Origin of the sequence: Neobacillus oceani (assembly GCF_046237595.1) — a bacterium.
Taxonomy (GTDB): Bacteria; Bacillota; Bacilli; order Bacillales; family Cytobacillaceae; genus Bacillus_D; species Bacillus_D oceani.
Map to the genome: position 1 here is coordinate 3,371,518 of NZ_CP143543.1, position 23,638 is coordinate 3,395,155.

The following is a 23,638-nucleotide window of genomic DNA, read 5'->3' on the forward strand; positions in this document are numbered from 1 at the left end:
AGCAACGCTTTAGGCGCGTTTCCTCCTCGCCACGGCCAACAGCATTCCTCCCGAAGCCAGTAAGAACATGCCGATTGCAATCATGGTGTATCCATTTGTAGCCGTATCCGGCAAGCGGTGTCCATCTTCTTTTCCAGCGCCTTCCTTACCGGTTTCATTAACGTTTTGTTCAATAGCGGGATTTTCGCCAGCTGATGGGTCAACCGCGAATGTGTAAAGGGAACCCTTGCCATCCTTGTAAAGCTGGTAGGCAACCAGTGCCTGAACCCCTTGAGCTGTCGAAAGGGGATCCGCTTCGTCTCCCGCTTTCCAGGCGAATCCGCCCTCTGGTTGCCTGAACGACGCCAGATAGCCGAGCAACGTCTTTCCGTCCGCTGTGATGATGCCGGTATTGGCATCGAGCCCCAAAGCTGAAAGGGCAATGACTGCCTGTGCGGTGGCGGGACTGCTGTCAACCTTGCCAGCGGCAAATAGCTGTTTCAAATAGGCAAGCCCTTTTTCGATTGCCGGTTTTACTGCTTCTTCATCTTTGTACGGGCTTAATGCCGTTAGCACCATTGCCGTCGTATCCGGATCGCTTCCTGCCTCCAAGTCAAGGCCCCAGCCGCCATCGCCGCCCTGGTTCGCGATAAGATGAGCCTTCAGCTTTTCCTGATTCCATTTAGCATCCACGGGAATGGAAAAGCCTGCGCTATTGAGGGCAATAAGGCCGTATGCAGCCCCGTTTAAACCCTGCCTTGTAAAATCGCCATTGTAGATGCCCTCCACCAGGTTGTATCCCGCAAAATTTTCGGGATTGCCCCCTGCCGCGAGGATGCCGAGGGTGTACCGCTCATAATCTGTTATATTTCTAAACTGGCCTTTCCTGTCCGCTACCTTTTTCGCGACTTCCTTCAGGTAATCTGCGGGGATTGGCTTTCCTGCTTGTTTCAGGGCGATGGCTTCCCATTCCCCGAGCTGGTTATTTTTTAAAACATGCTCAAGCGTCCCATTCAAATCGCCAGCAAACTTGTCCGCCGGATAAACATCGACATCTTTTTCAGTCTCGCTCTTTCCAGGCTCTTCGGCTGGAGGAGTAAAGGTGTCATAGTTAAATGCTATCGTCTCGCCGTTTTTCAACGGGTAGCTTTCCGCACCGACCATCTGGGACTCTCCATTGACGTAAAAGCCCCAAAAGCTTGTGTTTGTCGCCTCAAGGCCATAAATGGAAGAAATCATTTTTCCGAAGTCGTATTGCACATAAGAGACATTTTCCTGCCCGGCAACAGTCTGAAGGAGCTGGAATGCATTTGGCTTATCAATGAAAGCAATATCTTTGAATTCCTTCGGCTCATTGTCTTTTCCCTTTATAACAAGATTTACTTTTCCCGCTGGAGGTTCCGACTCATACCGGAACGTCAGGGTATCGCCAGCCTGTGGCTTATACGAGTCGGCGCCGGTCATCGCTGAAATGCCATTTATGTAAAATCCCCAGTAAACTGTATCTGTCGCGGCCAATCCGCTTATCTCTGTAATCATTTTCCCAAAGCTGTATTGCTCGAACTTGACCGCGTCAGTACCGGCAGCCTTGGCTAAGGCGTCGAACGCTGTGTCTGTTTCCCCAATCTCTGCCTGCTTTTCGGAAAGGACCGCCCCCTTTTCTCCCAGAACCTTCACCGTTACGGTAACGGCCGCCGCAGCCGCCTTCTGCCCAAGTCCCCCGGCAAACATAGTAAACACGAGCATCCATGCAAGCACGAGCTTCACATACTGATTTCTAACCATTCTCTTTCTCTCCCTATTCTTTTTTACGCATAAAAAAATCCCCCTGTGAAGGAGGAGGTTCATCGTTAAGCAGGCAAAAGTATAAAAAGCCAGGCTTAACACCCTCCTATCCGCGTAGGCTAAAGGTGCGTGTAAACAGGCAGGTCTCCTGGCTCATGGTCATCGCTCCCTATGCCTTCCCGCCCCTTGGGCAGTGGCAAAGTATAGGTTGCTCGCATTTACAGTGGCGGGACCGCGTTGGCTTTTCACCAAACTTCCCTTTTAAGCTGACAAACAGAATTGCCAGCACCTGTTTTAAAGGTATTTTTTATGTCCATTCCATTATACAAATAGTCTTCGTGATTTGTATAGATATTTAACCTGCTCTTCTTTCCCACCCCTTTGGTAAGTTAGCGCTGCCTGTTCATTTCCCTCCTGCCCATTAAGCCGAACAATCCCTTGAGCAAATAAGGCATCGCGAAGAAGATGAAGAAAACCCTGAACAGCTGGTACCCGGCGACAATCGATAAATCCGCCCCAGTCTCGTGGGCGATGATGCCCATTTGGTCCATTCCGCCCGGCGCCATACTTAGATAGCTGGTCGTAAACGTCAGCCCGTATGAGTTTTTCAAAAGAAGGGCCAATCCAGCCGATCCCGCGAGGAGAACGACGCTCGACCCTACGGCGAATGGAAGGAGTTTTCCGTTCCTTGCAATGCTTCCTGGCTTGAACATGAGCCCGATATACGTCCCGATCATCAGCTGTGATACGTCCATGACTGCTCCCGGAAGCACTGGCCCATCGACTCCGGAAACGGTTAAAACGGCCGTGATGATGATTGGCCCAGTCAGGAACGCGGTCGGCATCCCAAGCTTTTTCCCCAAGACCGCAAAAACAACCGCCAGCGGGGCGAAGATCAGGATTCCGGGAAACAGGTTTGCATAGGAGGCTGTCTGAATAACAGAATCCGCCGTGCTTCCGGAAAACGGATAAAGAACTGTGAAAGGAACGAGAAAAATGATCATGAGCACGCGGAACACCTGGAAGATTATTACCGCCGAGCTGTCCGTCCCCTTGATTTCCTCTGAAAGGGCAATCATTTGTGAAAGCCCTCCCGGTATGCTTCCAAGCAAAGCCGTCCGGTAATCGAGCCCGGAAAGCCTGGCCACTGCCATGGCCATAACGGCGCAGTACCCGATCAAAATGAATGTCATCAGCATAATTGACGGGAAATGCGCGATAATTTGCAATAAGGCAGGTTTCGTAAAAGAAAGGCCGATTGAATACCCGACGATGATAAGCGCCGCATCGCGAATTTTCACCGGCCATTCCAAGGACGCCTTCCCGGAAATGGAAGCTGCAAGGGAAGCAGCCATCGGTCCAAGCAGCCAGGGCACGGGCAAGCCCAGAAATTCAAAAAGGGCACCGCCAAATAAGGCGAGGAATAAAGTGAATAAAAAAGCTTTCAAATCCGATACCTTCACCATTTTTTATCTATCCTCATAACGGCGGCCTCCTGTCGGAATGGCTTTTTCAGGTTTAAGCCATTCGCTCCCTGCCTTCATTTTTTAAAAGAACGAGGTAATAAAGAATTGAAATAAATACTGATATCCCGGAGGCAAGATAAATGCTCCCGTACCCAAAGATATGGCCGATTTGGCCAAACAGCAGCGCGCCAACACCAACACCGAGGTCAAAAAAGGAAAAGAAGGTTGCGGTGGCCATCCCCCTCCGGTTCTTCGGCGACTTCTCGATTGCCCACGCCTGAAGCCCTGGCTGGATTGTACCAAAGCCAAAGCCATACAGCGCCGCCGCCAAAAATAAACTTTCCTTGTTTGGAAGCCAGAATAAAAGCAGCATCGCGAAAAAAATCAGTAAGGCCCCCGGAATAAAAATCGCCCTATGGCCTTTTTTGTCATAAATCTGTCCGGCAAATGCCCGTGTCACCAAAAGGGCCAAAGCATAAATCAGAAAGTACCATTGAATGCCAGGAATCTCCTTTTGGGTGGTGTAAAGCGGAAGGAAAGACGCGGTTCCCCCGAATGTAACAGTCATGAAAAAGAGCAGGATGGACGGCTGCAATGCGCTCTTTTCATAAAAGTCCCATTTAAGTGCGGTAGCTTTCTGGACCGCTTCCACCTTTTTGTATCGAATAACAGAAGATAGCATCAAGGCGGCAAGGCCAAGGCCGGCGCAAATTAAAAAGAGCTGCTGGAAGTTCAATATACCGGCAAGGATTAGGCCAAGCGACGGCCCGACCGCCAATGCGATATTCCCCGACAAGCCATAGTAGCCCATTCCTTCACCCCTCCGTTCAGGAGGAATCAAATCGGTAGCGATTGTTCCGGAAGCTGTTGTCGAAAAGCCCCATCCAACTCCCTGGATAAATCGTAACAGGAACAGAAACGCAATTCCCCCCACAAAGCCGAACGAACCGACCGAAAGGACAAAAATAGCCAATCCGGTCAAATAAACGAACTTTCTGCCTTTTGACTCAAGCGCCCTGCCTGCGTAGGGGCGGATTAGAAGCGCTGAAAGGGTGAATGCCCCAACAACGAATCCAATCATCTGGTCATTCCCGCCGAGGTGTTCGACAAATAGGGGAATCGTGGGCAAAGTCATTTGAAATCCAATAAAAATAAACATATTGGCAAAGCAGACCAGGATGAAATCCCTCGTCCAAATTTTGCCCTTCTTGCCCGATTCTTCACGGGCAGCTATTCTTTCCTGTCCCAATCCCATTCCAGCTCCCCTCTCTTTTATGTATACTGTTTTTATAACTTTCTTTCGTTTTTACCGAATCGCTTTTTACCCTTCCTATTTTAACTCATTACCTGTAAAAGGAAGAACAAAAAGTTCGGGTGCCGGAGTATTTTTTCGCCAGCGGTTATCAGCCCGGGGACCGGCTTAACAAAATATTCATGCTATCAACCATGTAAAAAGGTTTCACAAAAAACCGGAAAACAACATCCTTCTTCAACAAGCTAAATTTAAGGAGAATATGCCATGTATTTGACGATAAAGGAAACCGCCGAGTATTTATCTCTCCCGGAACATTATATTAGGGAAATGGTTGCCCAAAAACGAATCCGCGCCGTATTTGACGGCGAGCAATATGTGATAAACAGGGAGCAATTCAAAAACCATTTCGACCATGTCGAGCTAGCCAAAAAGCTAATCGAGGAATGGAGAAACGAACCGATTCCGGAAGACCCGGATGTTAAGGATGAGGATTAACAGGCAAAATTAGGTACCTGCCTCAGTACAAGAGTACAGTTTCCTTCATACTCTGATAATGTACCAATACTACAAGAGAGGGGAATATAAATGTATTGTCCGCGACCAACACAGGTTTTGCCTGCAATTGTCCATCCAACGCAGTGCTGCGTGACGAATTCTTTTGAGAATGTGATCCAGCCGCATGTCCATCCATCGCACACAACCAACGTACACCACACGAATATCGAAAATACGCACCACTTTACGCACACCGAATCCTTTGTAAATGAGGCTTCCGTTACCGATCTTGGACCGGTGCCGGGTCCTCCGCCCGCTCCGACTGTCGCTGGCGCTTTTGCGCCAGGCATGATGGGACCAGGCATGGGTGCTCCAGGTATGATGGGGCCAGGGATGATGGGACCAGGCATGATGGGACCAGGCATGATGGGACCGGCACCTAGCGTCGCAGGCGCTTTCGCTTCGCCAAACATGATGGCAGCTCCAAACATCATGGCAGGGCCAAACGTGATGGGAGCGCCGGGAGTTGCCGGTGCTTATTCCGGAATGCCAATGGGCGGCTATAAGAAAGGCTGCGGCAGGTAATTGCCTATGCGGTTTGGGGGACAGGAATTCCTGTCCCCTGCTTTATTTACAAAATGTCTATGTATGGGATAGTGTCGATTTTTACCAGGATAGATTGGACGGTGCAAACCTGCAAGTTTCAAGTAAGTCTGCCAGCGTAAAGTATAGCCAAAACCATCCGGTTTATCTTTTCCGCGAGGGGGAATATTGAACAAAGGAAGGAGATTGGCCATGAAATTTTCCATCTATAAAGCATCCGGCGAAAGAAAACATGTTAAGCTAGGCACGCTTGAGGCATCCAGCATGGAAATTGCTGGAGACTTGCTGTACAAAGTGCTCCGCCGAAGCTCCGGCTGGAAAAATGGGGACATCTTCGTCATTGTTCCGGACACGGATGGACCTGCGGCTGATAGCCTTCTTGAAGAGGGATCTTTTTTTCATATTGTTCAATACCGTGAAATCGACTAAATCCCATCCAGTCAGCCGGATGGGATTTTATCATGTAGCGGTTTTTGTTCACCGGACTATCCTTTATGCGGTCACACGCTCCGGATTGGTGTAGACATTGATAGAGCTATTGCGGATAAATCCGATTGGCTCCATCCTCGGTGACTCCTTTCCTAGCAAATACTATGACTATCAGCCGCTATGATGCGGTACTTTATGCAAAGCCTGATCTTCAGGCAATTGGGTATTCCGCTCAAGATCGGAAGTATCCTCTCCCATTCCTTTAAGGAATTCAAACAAAAGGCCAATTGCATTGTTGACTTCAGGATCCTTCAGGGATCGGAACAGGTCAAAATAACCGATTTCGTCCTGATTATCCCGGTATTTTGCGACCCGGGCGATGCCAGAATTCAATTTTAGGAGCATGGGTTCAAGCTGGCTGACATTCAGCGTGCCAAGAACCCCGACTAGCAATAGAAGGTTTTTCAGTGTATTCGTAGCTTCAGGCTTATCGGCGGCTTTGACAAGGGTGTGCAAGACTTTGTCTCCCTGGCCAAACAGGGCGGAGGCAAGGCTTAATACCCCCCGCTCCTTCATGTGGCCGAGTACTTCAAGCGTTTCAAGGATGGCGTCTTTGTTTTTTAAAAGAGCTTCCTCTACCTCAAGGAGATCCTTTTTCCGCTTTTGCTCCTCGGTTATTTCAATCCTTTTGATTTGTTTAATTGCTTTAGCCATGCTGCTTCTGCCCCTTTCTCACAGCGTCGCCAGGAAATACATAATCCTTGCGGGCCCATTTCTTCTGGACCTCCACGCCCATTTGTGGTTGCGGGTTTCCATACCTGTGGTTGATGGATGGCAGCGGGTTGATTCCTTCATATTGGAGGATTTCAAGCTTTGCCTTCGTTTCTTTGTAGGCTGGCGTGTCAGTGTCCTTATCGGCATAGCTGCTCGTAAGCAGGTTGATTGCGGCATCCCCGGAGTCGTTCATCGGCAAGTATACCTCCTTGCCCTGTACCCTGTCGGTCACAACACAGCGGACTTTCACGTTTCCGTACGGAGATGTCAGGCGGACAAGCGTGCCGTCCATGATGCCTCGCTCTTTGGCAAGTTCAGGTGATACTTCCAAGAAGACGCCCGGTGTTTTCGAAGAAATCCCCTTCGACTTATAAGTGAGGTTCCCCTCATGGAAATGTTCAAGCAGGCGGCCATTGTTGACTTGTATGTCGTATTCCTCGCCGAATTCAGTCGGCACGGACCATGTGACCGGATGGAGACGCGCTTTGCCGTCCGGGAACGGGAACCTTTCCGTGTATAGGAGCGGCATGTCGGTGCCATCAGGTGCGACAGGCCATAGGAGGCTTTTGAAGCCCTCCAGTCTTTCGTACGTGACGCCGGAATAAATGGGCGTAAGCATCGCGATTTCATCCATAATTTCGGATGGGTGGCTGTAATTCCATCCTGCCCCGAGGCGGATCGCGATTTCCTGGATGATCTCCCAATCAGGCTTCGACTCTCCAAGCGGCTCTAATACCTTATAGAGGCGCTGAATTCTCCGTTCCGTATTTGTAAACGTTCCTTCTTTTTCAAAGCTTGGGCATGCAGGCAGGACGACATCCGCGAATTGCGCCGTCCTTGAGAAGAAAACATCCTGGACGACAAAAAAGTCAAGTTTTTCAAATGCGGCGTGCACGTGGTTGATGTTGGAGTCGACAAGGCCCATCTCTTCACCCTTGATGTAAAGCGAGCGGAGTTGCTTATGGTGGATTGCCTCAATCATGTCATGGTTGTTGATGCCTGGTTCTGGCTTAAGGTTTACGCCCCAAGCCCGCTCGAATTTCCTTCGTGCTTCTTCATCCTCGACATGCTGATATCCGGGAAGATAATTAGGCGCGCTGCCCATGTCGCTCGCTCCCTGGACGTTGTTATGCCCCCTGAGAGGATACGCTCCTGCCCCAGGCTTCCCGTAGTTCCCTGTTACAAGAAGTAGGTTGGAAATCGCCGTACTTGTATCGCTTCCGCCGATATGCTGGGTAACGCCCATCGCCCAAAGAACGCAAGCGCTTTTTGCTTCGGCGATCATTGTTGCCACCTGAATGAGGCTTTCCTTCGGGATGCCGGTTGCTTCCTCCGCATAGCCGAGCGTGAATGGCTTCAGGCTCTCAATGTATTCCGGTACATTGTTCACGCGGCTTGCAAGGAATTCTTCATCCGCCCAACCCATATCAATGATGTATTTAGTCACAGCGGACAGCCAGACAAGGTCCGATCCCGCTTTTGGCCTGATAAAAAGATCCGCCCTTTCAGCCATTTCATCCTTGCGCAAATCGGCGACAATCAATTTCTGCCCTTTCAGCTTGTGGGCCCTTTTCACACGGGTGGCTAGGACCGGATGGGCTTCCGATGTATTGGAGCCGACAATCAGGACGAGGCCTGCTGATCCGATATCCTCAATTGAGCCCGCATCGCCGCCATACCCGACTGTTCGGAACAAGCCGACTGTCGCCGGCGTCTGGCAATAGCGCGAACAGTTGTCGACGTTGTTCGTTCCAATTATCTGTCTAGCCAATTTTTGCATCAGGAATGATTCTTCATTCGTACATTTCGATGAAGTAATGAATCCCATTGACTCCGGACCGTATGTGTTTTTGATTTCAGTGAATTTATTCGCAACAAGGGCTAGTGCTTCGTCCCAGCTCGCCTCACGGAAGGTATCGCCTTCGCGGATCAGCGGCTTTGTCAGACGCTCTTCGCTGTTTACGAAGTCCCAGCCAAATTTCCCTTTTACGCAAGTGGAAATTCCATTGGCAGGTGCTTCCACTTTTGGCTCAACCTTAAGTATTTTCCGATCTTTCGTCCAAACCTCAAAGCTGCAGCCGACACCACAGTACGTACAGACTGTTTTCGTCTTTTTAATCCGTTCATCCCGTATCGCGGATTCCATATCGGAAATGGCGAGGATGGAACCATAGCCTGTTTCGACGCCTTTCGTTATGTCAATCATCGGACGGAGGGTTTCCTTAGCAATGCCTGTCAGGAAGCCCGCCTCGCCAACCATTCCTTTTTCCATCATCGCATTGCATGGGCAAACGGTTGAACAATGCCCGCAGGAAACGCACGATGATTCATTGATTGGGACATCATCATCCCAGATGACCCGTGGCCGTTCCCGTTCCCAGTCAATTCTGAGCGTCTCCGTGACCTGGACGTTCTGGCACGCTTCTACACATCGGCCGCACAGGATGCACTGGTCAGGGTCATACCGGTAAAAAGGATGCGAATTATCCTCCTCATACGGTTTGTGGTCGAACGGAATGCTTTGATGGTTAATCTTCATTGCCTTAACGGTGTTATGAACTTCGCACGTCCCATTGTTGTAATCACAGACCGTACAGTAGAGCTCGTGGTTATAAAGGATTTTATCCATCGCCATCGTCTGCGCTTTTTTCACATCAGGGGAAACTGTATTAATGACATCCCCATCCTTCAGGTCCGTTGAACAGGAGCGGACTAGTTCCCCGTTGACTTCGACAATGCATGTATCGCATGTCTCAATCGGCCCAAGGCTCGGATGGTAGCATACTTGAGGGATTTCAATTGAACGATCCGATAAGTACTGAAGGACGGATTGGCTGCCCTCGGCTTCGGCAACTACCCCATTGATTGTGACGTTGATCTTCCCAGGCAAAACACCCACCCTTTCCAACTTGAAATTTACTTTGTTAAAAACCCACTCCTATTCCCCTACCCTTAATACCTTAAAACTAAAACACTAGTAGGGAGGTTTTCATTTTGGGAAGATGGTGATTTGTATATATGGGGAACTTGCTATTTTACATTTCATAGGTCGATAAGTTGGTAAAAAAGTTCATAGTTTGGGGTTAGTCATTATTTTGGGGTGGTTTTTAATTTGGGGTGGTCATTTAAATTGGTGCGTGGTTCATATATTCGGTAAATCGGTTCATAAATTTCAGTAACTGGTTCATAAATCTATGGAACCGGTTCATACATTCGGGAAGCCGTTTTTCTACATGGGATTAGTTCATAATTTGGAGGTGGTTCATAAATCCGGTAAATTGGTTCATAAATTTCGGTAACCGGTTCACAAATCTTTAAAACCAGTTCATAAATCCGATAAATTGGTTCATAAAACTACGAAACTGGTTCATACACTCATGTGGCGACTGACGGATCCGGTGCCGTTAAGCTGGAGTTTGATAAAAAAGAGCCGCCTTTTGAGGCAGCCCTATAGTTACTTTTATTATTCAAGTTGCCCGTTTTTCCGCAAATCAATACTTTGCCAATCCCTGTTCCAGAGTCTTTGCACCCCGGCCAGCTTAAGTCCATCAAAGGTGAGTTTAAAAATGTCCGGCATATCAAGATTGTTCCAGAACTCGAAGCCATAGTCATTATTGAAGTGGTTCATGATTAAAACCATTATATTGCCATGTGTGCCGACAGCGATGTTTTCCCCGCTATAGGTGTCAAGGACGTGAATAAGGGCATCGACACCTCTTTTTTGGGCATCTTTGTTCGATTCGCCGCCTTCCAGTGAAAAGGTATGGTCCTCCCAAACCTTTTTAATAGCGGCGGAAAAATCGGTAACTGGCTGAACTGATAGAAGCCTTTCCCTAAAGCCATCAATGGGTATGACTTCTGTTCCAAGTGCCCCGGCAATGCCGGCAACCGTTTCAATGGCTCGCTTGTATGGGCTTGAAAGGACCACACTGATATTTTCCTGTTTTAATAGTTCTTCAGTAACCCGTTCAGCTTCTTGGATACCCCGCTTTGATAGCGGCCTCCCTAGTTCATCCGGCGTATACTCGGAGTGTGCATGGCGCACAAAGTAAACATTCGTCCGCAATCAAACTCTCCCCTTTTTAAAAAAACTTCATTCCCGTTTGCCAGGCACCTGCGGCCGCAGCCAGTCCAACATGTATGGCTCTCGTTTCCAAGGTCCCGGTCCATTACAACGGTCCCGACCTAGTCCTCGAGCGCGGCCATGAACCTGCTGATCCGCTTGTGAATATCCGTGGTGATCCGGTCGCCGAAAGAGACTGTCAGCGCCCTGTCCCCAAGCGGCTTTAGTTCATAGTGCATCGTTTTCTCCCTTTCGTGCATCACATACTTCCAATTTAGCAAAAAAACGTCAGTTGTGCGATGAAAAGCGAAAGCGCCCTGGTTTGGGCGCTTGAATTAGGCATTTTCCTTTTTAAACTACCTCGGAATGCGCTAGTTTATTTGAGTTATTCGTCGCGTATGCTGATCGCTCTACGGGCAAGGTTTACGTCATTTTGAAGCATTTTCCCAAGGTCGTATGCTGGATACAGTCCTCTGCTGTACATATAGTTAAAAATCCGCTCATGCCCCCTAACCGCCTTGGTCATATGATTGAGGAACGTCCGCCGGAGCTGAGGAGTAGCGGCTTCGGTTACCGCAATCCCATAGTTGCGGACGAGTGTCTTTGACATCGCCAACAGGTCTCCGGCATAAAAAGGATTATCTTCCCTCATCTCGTCCTCATCACGTTGAGCCTGGCCAGCTGCGGAAGGATAGAATTGGAGCAGCTCCGTAAGATTTTCCTCGAGGTCGCGGATGGTCCGCTGATAAATCCCACGCAACTCCGTATCAGTAATTCGTTTCATTCCGATTTTCAGTTTCATTAAACCAATTGATTGAAAAGCCGTCAGTTCATGCAGTTCAAGCGTTTCATGCCAGGCAAGTGTCCTTCTTTCTTCATTCATTTCGGATACCTCCATTTTTTCTGCAATATCACTCTAACGTATTCTGGAGGCAGGAAATTGGTTATTCGTCCCAGAAAAAAATACAGCTTTCCTAGGACTGTAGGCAGCTGTATTCTTTTTTGGGGAGAGGGTCATTTTCGCTGCGACTTCAGGCAAGAGCCTGTTCCAAATCGGCAATGATTTCTCCACTGTCGCCAAGCCCTACCGCAAGCCGAATGGTCCCGGGATCGATGTTTTCCGAAATGAGCTGTGCTTCATTGTTTCCTGTGTTCGGCGACATCGCAAGGGTCTCGAACGATCCCCAAGACACGCCAATTTTTATGTGTTGGAGGCGGTCGAGTACACTTCTTGCGGCCCGGTATCCGCCATCGACGGCAAACCCCATCACCCCGCTATAGCCTGATAGGAGAGTTTTGCCAAGTTCATATTCGGGATGTGAAGGGAGCCCGGGATACAGTACTTGCTTAACCTTTGGATGCTGTTCAAGAAATTCAGCGACTTTGAGCGCGTTTTCTTGATGGGCTTTTAGCCTGAACGGCAGCGAACGCATACCCCTAAGCAGCAACGTCGCTTCATACGGGGAAAAGTTCCCTCCCATTAGCAGCAATTCTTTTGTAAAAAGATTGTCGATAATTTTCTTTTTGGAAATGACCGCCCCACCCACAAGGTCACTATGTCCACCGAGATATTTTGAGAGAGAGTGGACGACGATATCGACGCCTTTTAAAAGCGGCTTTTGGAAAAGAGGGGTTGCCCAAGTATTGTCGATGATTGTCCTGATGCCATGTTTTTTTGCGAGTGATGACATCGCCCGGGGGTCAGTCAACCGGAATGTCATGTAGGACGGGCTTTCCATGAAAATGACTCGGGTATTCGGCTTGATCTGTTTTTCAACTGCTTCGCCTCCTGTTTCATAGCAAACAGAATGGCTAACGCCGAATTTCTTGAGGTATCTTAGGAGTTCCATTGTTGAAAAATAAAGATTGCTGATACATAGGACATGATCGCCGCTTTGCAAGGAGTTCATCAGGGCTGCGGCAATGGCTGCCATCCCCGAGGAAAAGCAGCGGCATGCCTCGCCACGTTCAAGGGCGGCAAGCTTCATCTCGGCAGTTTCGATGGTCGGGTTGGTGCCGCGGGTGTATACATAATGCCCCTGCTCATTCATGACCGCCTTTGTGAGGCTGTCCATTGAATCGTATACAAAAAGCGAATTACCGTAAGTGGGCGGCACAACCGCTCCGCCAAACTGTTCACGCCTGTCGCCGAGTTCCAGGCAGATTTCAAGATCCTTTTTCCAATGATTGTCCATATTCGCCGCCTGCACCTTTCCTGGTTTATCGCTTTAGTTTTGGCAAAGGAAGGAAGGAATATGAGGAGGGCTGTCCGGTGAAGGGCAGGAATTACTTCATTGTACCGATGATTGGAGTGGGTTGTGAGGGTTTTGTTGTCACGAGTTTGTGTAGAGTGACATCTTGATGCGATTTGAGTGACTTTCTTTTCGGATTTTGGTAGTCCAATGTCACTCATTTGGGTTTGAGTGACTTCCTTTTCGAATTTTGGGCCATCAATGTCACTCATTTGGGTTTGAGTGACTTCCTTTTTGGATTTTGCCCAAACAATGTCACTCATTTGGGTTTCAGTGACTTCCTTTTTGGATTTTGCCCAATCAATGTCACTTATTTGGGTTTGAGTGACTTCCTTTTTGGATTTTGCCCAATCAATGTCACCCATTTGGGCTTGAGTGACTTCCTTTTTGGATTTTGCCCAATCAATGTCACTCATTTGGGTTTGAGTGACTTCCTTTTTGGATTTTGCCCAATCAATGTCACTCATTTGGGTTTGAGTGACACCCTTATTGGATTTTGCCAAATCAATGTCACTCATTTGGGTTTCAGTGACTTCCTTTTTGGATTTTGGCAGGACAATGTCACTAATCGGGGGTTTTCTAAACCGGTTTTCGTCGCTTGGTTGTCACGAATCGGGGCTTTTCGTGACAACTAAACCGGATTTCGCCGCATTGTTGTCACTCAAGTGGTATAAGCAATACAATTGATCCGCTTTTCACTCTTTACTGTGACCGTTTCAGACGACCCAAAAGGGATTGATTGGAAAAGGCTTTTATTTTTCCAAAAAAAATAAAAACAGGTCCCTTTGCAGGAACCTGTTTTCTATGGAGCAAAAACCAATTAGTTTTTGCGAACGTTAGCAGCTTGTGGTCCGCGAGCGCCTTGCTCAACGTCAAAAGTTACTTCTTGGCCTTCTTCAAGAGTTTTGAAGCCTTCGCCTTGGATAGCTGAGAAATGAACGAATACGTCGTCTCCGCCTTCGCGCTCGATGAATCCGAAACCTTTTTCTGCATTAAACCATTTAACTTTACCGTTTTCCATGTTTGTTGCCTCCTCGTGTGGTTCGCACACAATTGTATTACTATTCTTGCTCAAACGTATCCAGGCGATGTCGCATGTTACCGAACAAAAATAATTCTTGATTAGAATAACATGAATAGAAATAAAAGGCAAGCGGAGTGGGTAAAAGTTGTAATCCTTTTTTTACCAAAAACCGACAGCGTTCGCCAAATAGGGATTTAGGCCCTCGTTTTTCCTGCCTATTTTATGAGCTCCTCGACCTCATCCCTTGTTGGCATGCCTCCCTGAGCGCCGGGTTTTGTAACCGAAAGCGCCGCGGCCGCGTTAGCGAACTGGCAGGCTTCCTTAAGCCCCATCCCCTCGCTTAATGCAAAGGCAAGCGCTCCATTAAACGTATCTCCCGCACCAGTTGTGTCAATCGCTTCAACTCGGTAACCAGGGATTTCTCCAACGCCATCCTTGTAAATGGCGACGCCTTTTGGTCCTTGGGTGACAATGCATTTTTTCAGGATTTCTTCTTTTCGTTCACTATTAAGGGATAATATTAGCTGCTTTTGTTCGTGTTCATTCGGGGTCAGATAGTCGACATCATTAAGCAGCTGCTCCGGAAGTACCTGAAATGGAGCGGGATTCAAAATGACCTTTACTCCGTGCTTTTTTGCAATCGATGCGGCCAGTTTCACTGTTTCCAACGGTATTTCGAGCTGAAGGATGATATAGTCACTTTCCGAGATTGCTTTTTCGTGGCTCAAAAGGAATTCTGGTGTTACATGGTTGTTTGCCCCTGGAGTGACGATGATGCTGTTATCCCCTCCGGATAGTGTAATCGAAGCGATTCCTGTCGAACTACCGGAAACAACCCCGACTTTTGAAGTGTCAATCAATTGGCTTTCCAGGTTTGAAATGAGCTCCCTGCCGAAAGAATCGTCCCCCACACAGCCAATCATTGAAACCTGTGCGCCCAGTCTGGCTGCGGCAACAGCCTGGTTCGCCCCTTTTCCGCCCGGAGCTGTGTAAAAAGACTCTCCGATTACTGTTTCACCAACAAGAGGTACACGGGAAACTTTTGTTACGAGATCCATATTGATGCTGCCGATAACCGTTATTTTCTTTTTTTCCAACTTAGATTCCGCCCTTTCTAAGCAGCTCCATATTTGAGAATTGACTCATTGGTTGCTTTTTCGTTCCTCCCGCTCCTTTTTAAAGAGCAGGACACTATTTAAAGGATAGTCCATTTTACTATAGAAGCAAACAGTGGCAACGTCCAACAAATGACTTTTTTCCAACATGCTGGCATATTATTAAAAAATCAGTAACAAAAGTATGGTTGATTTCGTCTATCTATTCGACGTGTAACGCGTTACAGATTCTAGAGATTCCTCTTTTATCGGAAAAGATTTTTTCCTATTCTTGCCGGAAAGACTACCCGCGTTTGGAAAATAAGGTACACTAATAGAGTGGGAATTTTTGAAATGAGATTCATCTTTTCTTGTTCTGAAATACAATAAATGCGGAGATGCACGTTTATGGATAAATCACAACGGAATTATTTCGATTTTACGCTTTTGCTGCTTATTTTCCTGTTTATGATTGTAAGCTGCATCGCAATATACAGCGCCCAAAAATATTCACCGTATAACGTCAATTTCGTATTGCTGCAAGCTCGCTGGTATGTAATTGGACTGGGTGCGTCTGCCTTCGTGTATTTTTTTGATTTTGACCAGATTAAGAGAATATCGCCGTATGCCTACATTTTTGGAGTCTTGGTCCTTATTATCCTGTTCCTTTCGCCTGAGACCATTGCCCCGGTTAGGAAAGGCGCAAAGGCCTGGTTTGAAATCCCGATGATCGGCTCGATTCAGCCATCCGAATTCATGAAGCTTTTCCTCATTATATTTCTCGCCAGGGTGATTTCAAACCATAATGAGAAATACATGGACCGGACCTTGCAGACAGATTTCATGCTGCTTGGGAAAATTTCGGTTGTTTCCGCATTGCCACTCGCCTTTATCCTGCTTCAGCCAGATGCCGGTACAGCGATGGCGGTTACGGCGATTGTAATTGGAATGACGTTTATTTCCGGAATCAATTGGCGGATTATTGCTACGTTGGGTGGAGTGGCAACCTTGGGACTGGCCAGCCTTGTGTACATTTATCTTAAAGCTCCTGATCTATTGCTGCTCGTTCTTGATCAATATCAGCTGAACCGGATTCATTCCTGGATTGACCCATTCGCAGACATGCAAAATAACTCCTACCAGCTGGCCTATTCTATCATGGCAATTGGTTCAGGCATGATGTACGGAAAGGGATTCAATGCATCCCAGGTGAATGTACCTGAAGCCCATTCGGATTTTATATTCACCGTCATAGGTGAGGAATTTGGGTTCTTTGGAGCTAGTCTCGTCATTTCACTTTACTTCATCCTAATTTACAGGATTATTGTTATTGCGCTAAGGAATAAAGGCCCTTATGAAAGCTTGATTGCAACGGGAGTCATCTCGGTTTTGACATTCCATATTTTTGAAAACATTGGCATGGTCATCGGCCTTGTCCCAATTACCGGAATACCCCTGCCGCTCATAAGCTATGGCGGAAGCTCGCTGTTGGGAACTCTCCTTTCGCTGTCGCTTGTCCTGAATATCTCGGCAAAAACGAAAAAATATATGTTTTCTGAAGACGATGATTGACGCTAAAAGGCGCATCCCGGAAATGGATGCGCCTTTTTCATGTTCGTTGTCCAGCCTATTTTGCAGCCGTCTGAAATGGCAGAATCATAGCGGCGGATAGATTGGCGTATCAAGTGCCAATGGCGGATAGATTGGCGTATCATCAATCGCCAATGGTGGATAGATTGGCGTATTATCAATCGCCAATGGTGGATAGATTGGCGTATTATCAATCGCCAATGGCGGATAGATTGGCGTACTATCAAGTGCCAATGGCGGATAGATTGGTGTTGATGCTGCGGCTGATGATGGCGCAGCACCTACTGCAAACAGGCTAAACGCGAAAACAGAGCAGAGAATGACAAAAACTTTTTTCATTAAAAAATCCTCCTCAAGTCATTTTATTTAAATAATAGACTGCCTGCTCGAATTTTTCTTCTCTGGTAAAATAGTCTGCAAGTAATTTATAAAAGTGTGCGAGATCATCTTTATGCTCTTTGCCTTCTTCGAGAAGAGGAATCACTTTAGATTCAAGATATTCAAACGAAGCTGGATCCCCATCATCAAGCATCAAATAGAATGTACTTAATAACAAATACTTTTTGCTGTCAAGCTGAGCAGCTAAGTCGAATACCTCCACAAAGCACTTCTTTGCACCGGCAGTGTCACCCTCCACAAACCTTGTTTCACCGAGAGTATTTAGAGTTACCAGATAGTTAAACCCTTTCTCCTGTTGCAACGAAAGACTTTTTTCAAAGAAATAAATTGCCTGTGCCGCATTCTTTCTTTTCTTTTGCAAAAGGCCCATATTATGGTAAACATATGGAAGTAGCTCTTTCTCATTCAAGAGCTCGGCATTTCGAATCAAATGCTCAAAGCATGCTGAAGCTTCCTCATAAATATTTGAATGTGTATAGTTTATTCCAAGTAACATTAATGTATGGAGAATACGCCTGAAATTGTGCTGCTCCATGAAATGCTGGAGCGCTTTTTTACCAAAATAGATGGCATAGCCGGATTGAAGGGTATATCCTTTGGCAAACGCCCTGTGATACAGGAATTCACCTAGGTTGATTCCGCCTGCCTGTTCCGCATCCAACTTTTCAAGAATCGCATCTGCTTCATGATATTTTGCATGCCGCATTAAATGGATGCTTGTAAAATAGTCGAACAGGTTCCGCTCCTGCCTTGAGAAATTCTTCAAATGCTTTTTAAGCAATTCCTGCTGGGCTTCTGCATCGCGATCGTCCCCTTTAAATAGAAGGTATCTGTATTTATACAGTTCGTATGTATAAATGTGTGATGAAAACGGGATTAGGTTGCCAAGCTCTGAGAGCCGGGAAAAGACGCGATCCGCCTCCGCCTTGATTTGGAATGTCATTTGATTATCGAACTCACCCAGCAGGGCTTTAATTTCTTCGTCCTTGCTGGCCACATCTTCAATTTCGATGCCAAGCCTTTGAAGAAGCAAGGCGACTGTTTCTCTATTGCCCTCTTTTGAAGTGTGTTCAATCTTGCTTAAATGCGGGATTGAGCAAATCCCCTCGGCAAGCTCCTTTTGCGTCATCCTCCTTTGCGTTCTGTAATACTTGATTAAAGGCCCAAAATCCACAATACTCACCAACCGTTTTCTACTACTCTATCACGAAATATGGAAAATTATAAACAATTATTCGAAATTATCGGATATTTCGTATAAATATGATACTAAACGCCCAAAACCATCCTGCATTTTCGCAGGATGGGTTGGGACTAATGAATTATTTTACTCGCGGGAAACCGAAGCCAGATGCATAGTCATCGCCTGTTCCTGCGCCTGTTCCGCCTTTGATGTCATACAGCTTCGCACGGTTTTGCAAATCGGCGCGAACCTGGACATTGCTAAGTGATTTGTTCGAAGACCAAATTTTTGCAGCAAGCCCTGAAACGTGTGGAGTTGCCATTGATGTTCCACTCATTGTCGTATAGCCGCCGCTAGCGGAAGTTGAATAAATTGATCCGCCTGGAGCAGAAACTTCAATATCACGTTCCTGGATGACATAATCGCCGGCAGTGGCAGGATTTCCTCTCGATGAGAAGTCGGATACTTTATATGTGCCATTAACAACAGTATTGTCAAGAGATGCAACCGCTACAGCATTCACAAGAGCGCCGGGATAGCCGATTGTGTTGGAGCTAGGGCCGCTGTTGCCCGCGGCGGCAACAACAAGTGCGCCTTTTCCATACGCATAATCAACAGCGCTTGCAATCAATGAATCTTTTGAACTTGATCCCAAAGACATGGAGACTACTGTTTTTACACCAAGTCGGGAAGCTTCATCGGCAGCATGGCGGATTGCCGCCGCGATGTCATCGGAATAGCCCGAACCGCGGTCATTCAGTACTTTGTACGCCCAAAGCTCAGCCTGTGGAGCAACTCCGTAAATACCTAGGCCATCATAGCCGCCGTTCGCTAGTACCGTGCCGGCAACGTGGGTGCCATGGCCGTTTCTATCGTTACATACGCCATTCACAAGTGGGGACCTAGTCTGTGTAAAGTCTTTACACTGCTCAACGTTGTCCCTCAAGTCAATATGGCTTGTATATACGCCAGTATCAAGGACCGCTACCTTTATGCCATCCCCTCCTGACGTTGTCCTAATAGTAGAATCATTATAAATTGCCTCAATACCCCAAGGTGTCTGGTCGGATGGAACGGCTTGAATGGATGCGCCTGGCTTTGCGGCTGCCTCGTTATCAAGCTGGACTTCATCAACAAGTTCAATCTTCAGGTTTTTGTTTTTCAACAAGGCCTGGTATTGTTTTTCATTTACGGTCGTCGTGAAGCCGTTAGCCCCGAAATCCCAGCGGGTTCCGAAACTCTGTTGTGCCTTGGCCTTTTCTCCTCCATTGCCGTTAATTAAAACCCGAAAGGAATCCTTTGCCGCCTGCTCAGGCATCTGGCCGAATGCAGCCGTTGCAAAAACCGATACTCCCAATGCTAAACTCATGAAAGCCGATCCAATTTTGGTTCTTTTCTTCATTTGCTTGCTCCTCTCGAGTATGGATATCAGCAGCACCCCCGCTGCATGATTTTAGTATATTTTAAATTTTCTGATACAGGCAACAAAAATCATGCGGTTTCCTGTTGGGAAAATTGCCGCGAGCTACTGGGCCTTTTGACTTATTCAAGAGGGAAAATGTCCATAATTTTTCATGAAAAGTGCAAAGATTATGCACAAACTTCCTATAAACTTAGGGTGACTTAATAATTAGGAGGTTTAAAGAAATGAAGAAAATCGCCGCAACAATTCTTGGGCTAGGTATGCTTTTAGGCGCCAATGCCGCCGGGGTCTTCGCTGAAGCGCCGTCTTTTGCTAAGGAAATCCTTAGTTTCGGGAAAATGAAGCCGCATATGCAGCAAATGCACCCGGATTTCAGTGAAAAAGAATTAAAGGATATGTACGAAAGCTGCCATGGAAACAATGGCGGAAGTGGTTCAAATAATGCACGGGAAACAAATTTTGAAGGGTCAGTGAACTCTTTTTAAGTTGGGAAAAAATTGTAGATGATGCATATTAATTGGAAAACAAAGGAATACGCTTCTTTATTAAGGCGGATTCCTTTGTTTTATTATAAATAGAAAAGTATGAATTTACATTTATTACCTGATTATTTTTACTAGTTTTAGCCGTTGTTTTTTCTATCATTGTTGTGCCACTCGAGAGCTCGCCGTTCCATATCCAGGACGAAGGATTTTTTCGCAGGGCTGTACTCGCTTGTCTTTGTAAATCGTATTGCTAGTCCTTCTTTAAAGATCGAATACCTCGCCGCTTCCTCTGGATGGGTACGCAAGTAGTCGCGAAATATAAGGTGCCTTTCAATATGCAGGTTGCCATTTTGGTAAAAATGGATATGATGGGTCCTGTTTTCCCCGCCTTTTCGAAAAAGCCTCCTGCCAGGGATTCCCCATTCACCTGCCACTCCGTAACCGATTGCGGCCATTTTTTCATTGAAGGAATCCACTTTTTCGATATCCTTTACAATCGTCATCATGTCAACAACCGGCTTAGCCTTTAATCCTGGTACCGAAGTGCTGCCAAAATGCTCAAAGTTGATGATCACATCTCCAAATACCGTTTTAAGGAATCGGGATTCCTCTTCAAACATCCGTACCCAGTTTTCGCTCCAATCGGACAAGCGAACATCCATGCCCTTCCCCCCATTTTTCTGTGTATTTCTCCTGGACTTTTCGGTAGTTAAGAGTTCCGTTATCAATTTTCCTCTAATTCTACTTCAAGTTTCACTCCCCTTCAAAGTATCCGTTGGATTTTCATCTTCTTATCCAGTCTTTTTTCCTGTACGATAAAAGCTGGGAATATTGGGAAGCGCATTTGTTTATAGCGTCTTTTGCTTCTCACGACCGTTTTGGGCGACATCGCTGGATGATACCGTCTTAATGCGAAAGCTTCTTTTATAAAAAAGGGATTCCAATAAAGTTTTTCAAAAAATGAATCTGTTTCCATTTGGGACTCGTCAAAAGGGAAACACGATTTTGAAGAGGTGAAGACATGCAGGGGGATTCGACAGAAAGGCATATTGCGCTCGCTAACGGTAACGAAGCCAAACTCGAAGAGATCATGGAAGCATATGGAGATCAGGTTAAACGCCTCGTATATTCCTATGTAAAGGATTGGGAAATTGCCGGTGACCTCACCCAGGAGGTTTTTGTCGCCGTGTACATGAAATTGGATCGTTTTGAAGGGCGTTCCTCGTATAAAACTTGGGTGTATACCATCGCGATCAATCTTTCAAAGGATTATTTGAAAAGCTGGCATTACCGCCATATGGCTGTTGCTGAGAAAGTATTCAGTTTTATGAAGGATACGAAACGGACTCCAGAAGAGGCAGCTGTCGAAAATGATGCAAGCAGGCAACTTTTGGAGGCGGTTTGGTCCCTGCCGCTAAAATACAGGGAGATTATTTTGCTTCATTTTTACCAGGACCTTGCCGTTGCCGAAATTAGTGAAACACTCGGGCTTCCGTTGGCAACCGTGAAAACAAGGCTGCACCGGGCAAAAGAGAAAGTGAGAAGTGCCTATATTCCTTTCGAAAGAGGTGGACGATATGAGTCAGTTTAATGAAGAGCTTAAAAGCGCCCTGCTTGGAAGCCTGCCGGAGGAAGCGATTTTATCTGAAGCTGAAAAACAGCAAATCAGGGATCGCATAAAAGCAGTGAAAGGAAAAAAGCCCCGGAAGCCACGTGACCTTTTGCCAAAAACATTGACTGCGATCGTTGCCGCGGGGGTATTGCTGGTTGGCGGCGGCCTTGTGGGCAATGAGCTTGGGCTGCTCTTCAGTGGAACAGGCTCACGTGCGACAACACCGGACTTTCCATTCTATGACGGGCTGAACGAGGGGGATTCCTTCAAGGGCTGGGAGCTCACGAAAAAAGGGCCGGGCAGTGGAAACGATATAGACAATACCAGCCTGATGGAAGCTAGGTTTAAGGGTAAGGCAATCCTGACAGGTACCCTTATTTACCATGGACAGGATATGGGTGAAAAGGCGAATAAAATCTTTTTCCTACCTGATAAAGAGGTTTTCGAAAGGCTTCCGGTCAATCTGGGATCCGGAGATGAATTTACTTTTAACCAGCAAGACAAAGAGGAACTGGCAATGGTTTTTGGGCTGGCACCCAACTCAATGACAGATGGTGTCGAGATTGAGGTAACAGGCTATACTGCCTATTCAAGAGCTGAAAAGAATGTCGCGGATGTTCTGAAGCTCGAACGGGTCATTATTCCTGAAGAGCCGGAAAGAACGTATTCAAACAGGCCAGTTCCCCTCGACGAAAAAGGGAACTTGGAGCTACCTGACACTTTAAAGGAAGCCTATACTGAATTTGCAAAGACACATAATGAGTCCATCCTGCACACTCTTGATTCGTTTTCCGTCTTTCTGTTTTATTTCTATGCCGAACAAATACGCGACTACGAGACACAATTCGCCTTGTACAACGATGATCCAGAAGTAACCCCGGTTTTTACATCCGAGGATGAATTTATCAAGGTCGCCCAGGACCCGGATATGGCTGCCAGCCATGAAAAAATGCTTAAGAAGGTTCTCGACAACCCAGTGAAGCAGGTAACATTCATTGGCGATGATGAAGCCGTCGTAACCATTTCGGAGGAAGATGGCCTTGGCTTCAGACTAGTCAAAAACCATAAGGGTATCTGGAAAGTCGGCTGGCTGCCGATTCAATAAGAAAATCAAAGATATTTCTTTAAAAAAGCCTCCGGCTGCAATGGCAACCGGGAGGCTTTTTTAATATAGTGGAGGAGCTTCCTCTTGATTTTGTTTTTCATCCAATTCCTGTTTGATCATTTCCTCTTCCTCTTCAACTGCTATCCGGATGATTTGATCATGCAGGTTGTGGAATGCTTCATCAAGATCCCTGCGTGAAAGCATTTGTTCTTTTTCTTTCATTGATCTCGCCTCCTTTACTTTACTCTTCTCCTAAACCCTTTGGATAAAACCCATCTGTTTGAGAAAAATATATTGGAAAGGATGATGGAGATGGGTAAACGTGAAAGAGGAATTGCCGGACGCATTTATGAACCGTCCGATTATAAAAAGAACGATGAAGTGTCAGCTGGCCTGGCGGAAACACATGAGCAGGTAAGCGACGCGTATATGGAAGGTGAAATTGGCGGCAAAATCGAGCGTCCGGATGGAAGCGCAGATGATTTGCCCCGGTAAAGTTTTACTGGCATTCTCCCGTTTACGGGGAATGCTTTTTTTAATGCCGCTTTCTGCCGAAATCATACGATGGAGACAGTTTTGTGTGGGTTGCTACCTTAAAAAAATTTTGGGCCTTGCTTGTCAC

At 46.8% G+C, this 23,638-nt stretch carries 24 protein-coding genes and 1 riboswitch; of the genes, 8 read left to right on the forward strand and 16 right to left on the reverse strand.

Features of this window, described 5'->3' with window-relative positions:
- Positions 1-9 precede the first annotated feature (9 nt).
- The 3 genes from V1499_RS17105 to V1499_RS17115 all read right to left on the reverse strand — a co-directional run bounded on the left by V1499_RS17105 (position 10) and on the right by V1499_RS17115 (position 4,485).
- Positions 10-1,764, reverse strand: coding sequence for a DUF4430 domain-containing protein (locus V1499_RS17105; protein ID WP_409271044.1), 1,755 nt, complete (start codon positions 1,762-1,764; stop codon positions 10-12).
- Positions 1,765-1,884: 120 nt separating this feature from the next.
- A riboswitch (cobalamin riboswitch) is annotated at positions 1,885-2,072 on the reverse strand.
- Positions 2,073-2,153: 81 nt separating this feature from the next.
- Positions 2,154-3,230: an AbrB family transcriptional regulator gene (locus tag V1499_RS17110; protein WP_409271045.1), complete on the reverse strand. Its 1,077-nt coding sequence runs from the start codon at positions 3,228-3,230 to the stop codon at positions 2,154-2,156.
- Positions 3,231-3,282: 52 nt separating this feature from the next.
- Positions 3,283-4,485, reverse strand: coding sequence for an MFS transporter (locus tag V1499_RS17115; RefSeq protein ID WP_409271046.1), 1,203 nt, complete (start codon positions 4,483-4,485; stop codon positions 3,283-3,285).
- 264 nt (positions 4,486-4,749) lie between these two features.
- Here V1499_RS17115 and V1499_RS17120 point away from each other — a divergent pair, with 264 nt between their 5' ends.
- From V1499_RS17120 to V1499_RS17130, 3 genes are all read left to right on the forward strand, one after another.
- Positions 4,750-4,980, forward strand: a complete 231-nt coding sequence (locus V1499_RS17120; protein ID WP_409271047.1) for an excisionase family DNA-binding protein — start codon at positions 4,750-4,752, stop codon at positions 4,978-4,980.
- Between the two features lie 90 nt (positions 4,981-5,070).
- Complete coding sequence (locus V1499_RS17125) at positions 5,071-5,565, forward strand: CotD family spore coat protein (RefSeq protein WP_409271048.1); 495 nt, start codon at positions 5,071-5,073, stop codon at positions 5,563-5,565.
- A 210-nt stretch (positions 5,566-5,775) separates the two neighbouring features.
- Positions 5,776-6,012, forward strand: a complete 237-nt coding sequence (locus V1499_RS17130; protein WP_409271049.1) for a hypothetical protein — start codon at positions 5,776-5,778, stop codon at positions 6,010-6,012.
- A 171-nt stretch (positions 6,013-6,183) separates the two neighbouring features.
- On the opposite strand, the gene V1499_RS17135 is transcribed toward V1499_RS17130, so the two are convergent.
- The 8 genes from V1499_RS17135 to rbsK form a co-directional block, all read right to left on the reverse strand.
- Positions 6,184-6,726, reverse strand: a complete 543-nt coding sequence (locus tag V1499_RS17135) for a DUF1641 domain-containing protein (protein ID WP_409271050.1) — start codon at positions 6,724-6,726, stop codon at positions 6,184-6,186.
- Entirely contained in the window at positions 6,719-9,676 is a 2,958-nt protein-coding gene (gene fdhF, locus V1499_RS17140) for a formate dehydrogenase subunit alpha (protein ID WP_409271051.1), read from the reverse strand. Before fdhF ends, V1499_RS17135 begins: the two co-directional genes overlap by 8 nt.
- A 573-nt stretch (positions 9,677-10,249) precedes the next feature.
- Positions 10,250-10,852 (reverse strand): histidine phosphatase family protein, encoded by a 603-nt coding sequence (locus tag V1499_RS17145; RefSeq protein ID WP_409271052.1) that lies wholly within the window; start codon positions 10,850-10,852, stop codon positions 10,250-10,252.
- A gap of 382 nt (positions 10,853-11,234) precedes the next feature.
- On the reverse strand, positions 11,235-11,732 hold the full coding sequence (locus V1499_RS17150) for a spore coat protein (RefSeq protein ID WP_409271053.1): 498 nt from the start codon (positions 11,730-11,732) through the stop codon (positions 11,235-11,237).
- A gap of 148 nt (positions 11,733-11,880) precedes the next feature.
- Positions 11,881-13,014, reverse strand: a complete 1,134-nt coding sequence (locus tag V1499_RS17155; RefSeq protein WP_409276326.1) for a trans-sulfuration enzyme family protein — start codon at positions 13,012-13,014, stop codon at positions 11,881-11,883.
- A complete protein-coding gene (locus tag V1499_RS17160; RefSeq protein ID WP_409271054.1) occupies positions 12,897-13,619 on the reverse strand; it encodes a hypothetical protein in 723 nt (240 codons plus the stop codon). The genes V1499_RS17155 and V1499_RS17160 overlap by 118 nt, the downstream gene beginning before the upstream one ends.
- Before the next feature lie 302 nt (positions 13,620-13,921).
- A complete protein-coding gene (locus tag V1499_RS17165; RefSeq protein WP_043932249.1) occupies positions 13,922-14,122 on the reverse strand; it encodes a cold-shock protein in 201 nt (66 codons plus the stop codon).
- 218 nt (positions 14,123-14,340) lie between these two features.
- The gene (gene rbsK, locus V1499_RS17170) at positions 14,341-15,222 is read right to left on the reverse strand and encodes a ribokinase (RefSeq protein ID WP_409271055.1); all 882 of its coding nucleotides are present in this window, start codon (positions 15,220-15,222) and stop codon (positions 14,341-14,343) included.
- 405 nt (positions 15,223-15,627) lie between these two features.
- Here rbsK and V1499_RS17175 point away from each other — a divergent pair, with 405 nt between their 5' ends.
- Positions 15,628-16,791, forward strand: coding sequence for an FtsW/RodA/SpoVE family cell cycle protein (locus V1499_RS17175; protein ID WP_409271056.1), 1,164 nt, complete (start codon positions 15,628-15,630; stop codon positions 16,789-16,791).
- 84 nt (positions 16,792-16,875) lie between these two features.
- Here the strand turns inward: V1499_RS17175 and V1499_RS17180 are convergent, their stop codons facing one another.
- The 3 genes from V1499_RS17180 to V1499_RS17190 form a co-directional block, all read right to left on the reverse strand.
- On the reverse strand, positions 16,876-17,148 hold the full coding sequence (locus V1499_RS17180; RefSeq protein WP_409271057.1) for a hypothetical protein: 273 nt from the start codon (positions 17,146-17,148) through the stop codon (positions 16,876-16,878).
- A gap of 13 nt (positions 17,149-17,161) precedes the next feature.
- On the reverse strand, positions 17,162-18,391 hold the full coding sequence (locus V1499_RS17185; RefSeq protein ID WP_409271058.1) for a helix-turn-helix domain-containing protein: 1,230 nt from the start codon (positions 18,389-18,391) through the stop codon (positions 17,162-17,164).
- Positions 18,392-18,530: 139 nt separating this feature from the next.
- A complete protein-coding gene (locus V1499_RS17190) occupies positions 18,531-19,793 on the reverse strand; it encodes a S8 family peptidase (RefSeq protein ID WP_409271059.1) in 1,263 nt (420 codons plus the stop codon).
- 245 nt (positions 19,794-20,038) lie between these two features.
- On the opposite strand from V1499_RS17190, the gene V1499_RS17195 reads away from it, so the two are divergent.
- Positions 20,039-20,299, forward strand: a complete 261-nt coding sequence (locus V1499_RS17195) for a hypothetical protein (RefSeq protein ID WP_409271060.1) — start codon at positions 20,039-20,041, stop codon at positions 20,297-20,299.
- 137 nt (positions 20,300-20,436) lie between these two features.
- Here V1499_RS17195 and V1499_RS17200 read toward each other — a convergent pair whose 3' ends face one another.
- A complete protein-coding gene (locus V1499_RS17200; RefSeq protein ID WP_409271062.1) occupies positions 20,437-20,961 on the reverse strand; it encodes a GrpB family protein in 525 nt (174 codons plus the stop codon).
- 359 nt (positions 20,962-21,320) lie between these two features.
- Here V1499_RS17200 and V1499_RS17205 point away from each other — a divergent pair, with 359 nt between their 5' ends.
- Together V1499_RS17205 and V1499_RS17210 are read left to right on the forward strand one after the other, a co-directional pair.
- The gene (locus V1499_RS17205) at positions 21,321-21,890 is read left to right on the forward strand and encodes a sigma-70 family RNA polymerase sigma factor (RefSeq protein WP_409271063.1); all 570 of its coding nucleotides are present in this window, start codon (positions 21,321-21,323) and stop codon (positions 21,888-21,890) included.
- The gene (locus V1499_RS17210; RefSeq protein WP_409271065.1) at positions 21,877-23,016 is read left to right on the forward strand and encodes a hypothetical protein; all 1,140 of its coding nucleotides are present in this window, start codon (positions 21,877-21,879) and stop codon (positions 23,014-23,016) included. The genes V1499_RS17205 and V1499_RS17210 overlap by 14 nt, the downstream gene beginning before the upstream one ends.
- Positions 23,017-23,076: 60 nt before the next feature.
- On the opposite strand, the gene V1499_RS17215 is transcribed toward V1499_RS17210, so the two are convergent.
- Complete coding sequence (locus V1499_RS17215; protein WP_409271067.1) at positions 23,077-23,238, reverse strand: hypothetical protein; 162 nt, start codon at positions 23,236-23,238, stop codon at positions 23,077-23,079.
- Positions 23,239-23,328: 90 nt separating this feature from the next.
- Between V1499_RS17215 and V1499_RS17220 the strand changes: the two genes are divergently transcribed.
- Positions 23,329-23,511 (forward strand): YozQ family protein, encoded by a 183-nt coding sequence (locus tag V1499_RS17220; RefSeq protein WP_409271069.1) that lies wholly within the window; start codon positions 23,329-23,331, stop codon positions 23,509-23,511.
- Positions 23,512-23,638 lie beyond the last annotated feature (127 nt).

What these genes read in the sequence shown, in the direction of transcription:
- V1499_RS17200 (WP_409271062.1), bottom strand. Translation starts at nt 20,961, where the DNA reads ATGGATGTTCGCTTGTCCGATTGGAGCGAAAACTGGGTACGGATGTTT.
- V1499_RS17210 (WP_409271065.1), top strand. Translation starts at nt 21,877, where the DNA reads ATGAGTCAGTTTAATGAAGAGCTTAAAAGCGCCCTGCTTGGAAGCCTG.
- V1499_RS17215 (WP_409271067.1), bottom strand. Translation starts at nt 23,238, where the DNA reads ATGAAAGAAAAAGAACAAATGCTTTCACGCAGGGATCTTGATGAAGCA.
- V1499_RS17125 (WP_409271048.1), top strand. Translation starts at nt 5,071, where the DNA reads ATGTATTGTCCGCGACCAACACAGGTTTTGCCTGCAATTGTCCATCCA.
- V1499_RS17120 (WP_409271047.1), top strand. Translation starts at nt 4,750, where the DNA reads ATGTATTTGACGATAAAGGAAACCGCCGAGTATTTATCTCTCCCGGAA.
- V1499_RS17175 (WP_409271056.1), top strand. Translation starts at nt 15,628, where the DNA reads ATGGATAAATCACAACGGAATTATTTCGATTTTACGCTTTTGCTGCTT.
- V1499_RS17165 (WP_043932249.1), bottom strand. Translation starts at nt 14,122, where the DNA reads ATGGAAAACGGTAAAGTTAAATGGTTTAATGCAGAAAAAGGTTTCGGA.
- V1499_RS17115 (WP_409271046.1), bottom strand. Translation starts at nt 4,485, where the DNA reads ATGGGATTGGGACAGGAAAGAATAGCTGCCCGTGAAGAATCGGGCAAG.
- V1499_RS17135 (WP_409271050.1), bottom strand. Translation starts at nt 6,726, where the DNA reads ATGGCTAAAGCAATTAAACAAATCAAAAGGATTGAAATAACCGAGGAG.
- V1499_RS17110 (WP_409271045.1), bottom strand. Translation starts at nt 3,230, where the DNA reads ATGGTGAAGGTATCGGATTTGAAAGCTTTTTTATTCACTTTATTCCTC.
- V1499_RS17195 (WP_409271060.1), top strand. Translation starts at nt 20,039, where the DNA reads ATGAAGAAAATCGCCGCAACAATTCTTGGGCTAGGTATGCTTTTAGGC.
- V1499_RS17105 (WP_409271044.1), bottom strand. Translation starts at nt 1,764, where the DNA reads ATGGTTAGAAATCAGTATGTGAAGCTCGTGCTTGCATGGATGCTCGTG.
- V1499_RS17130 (WP_409271049.1), top strand. Translation starts at nt 5,776, where the DNA reads ATGAAATTTTCCATCTATAAAGCATCCGGCGAAAGAAAACATGTTAAG.
- V1499_RS17190 (WP_409271059.1), bottom strand. Translation starts at nt 19,793, where the DNA reads ATGAAGAAAAGAACCAAAATTGGATCGGCTTTCATGAGTTTAGCATTG.
- V1499_RS17180 (WP_409271057.1), bottom strand. Translation starts at nt 17,148, where the DNA reads ATGAAAAAAGTTTTTGTCATTCTCTGCTCTGTTTTCGCGTTTAGCCTG.
- V1499_RS17160 (WP_409271054.1), bottom strand. Translation starts at nt 13,619, where the DNA reads ATGAGTGACATTGATTTGGCAAAATCCAATAAGGGTGTCACTCAAACC.
- V1499_RS17220 (WP_409271069.1), top strand. Translation starts at nt 23,329, where the DNA reads ATGGGTAAACGTGAAAGAGGAATTGCCGGACGCATTTATGAACCGTCC.
- V1499_RS17205 (WP_409271063.1), top strand. Translation starts at nt 21,321, where the DNA reads ATGCAGGGGGATTCGACAGAAAGGCATATTGCGCTCGCTAACGGTAAC.
- V1499_RS17150 (WP_409271053.1), bottom strand. Translation starts at nt 11,732, where the DNA reads ATGAATGAAGAAAGAAGGACACTTGCCTGGCATGAAACGCTTGAACTG.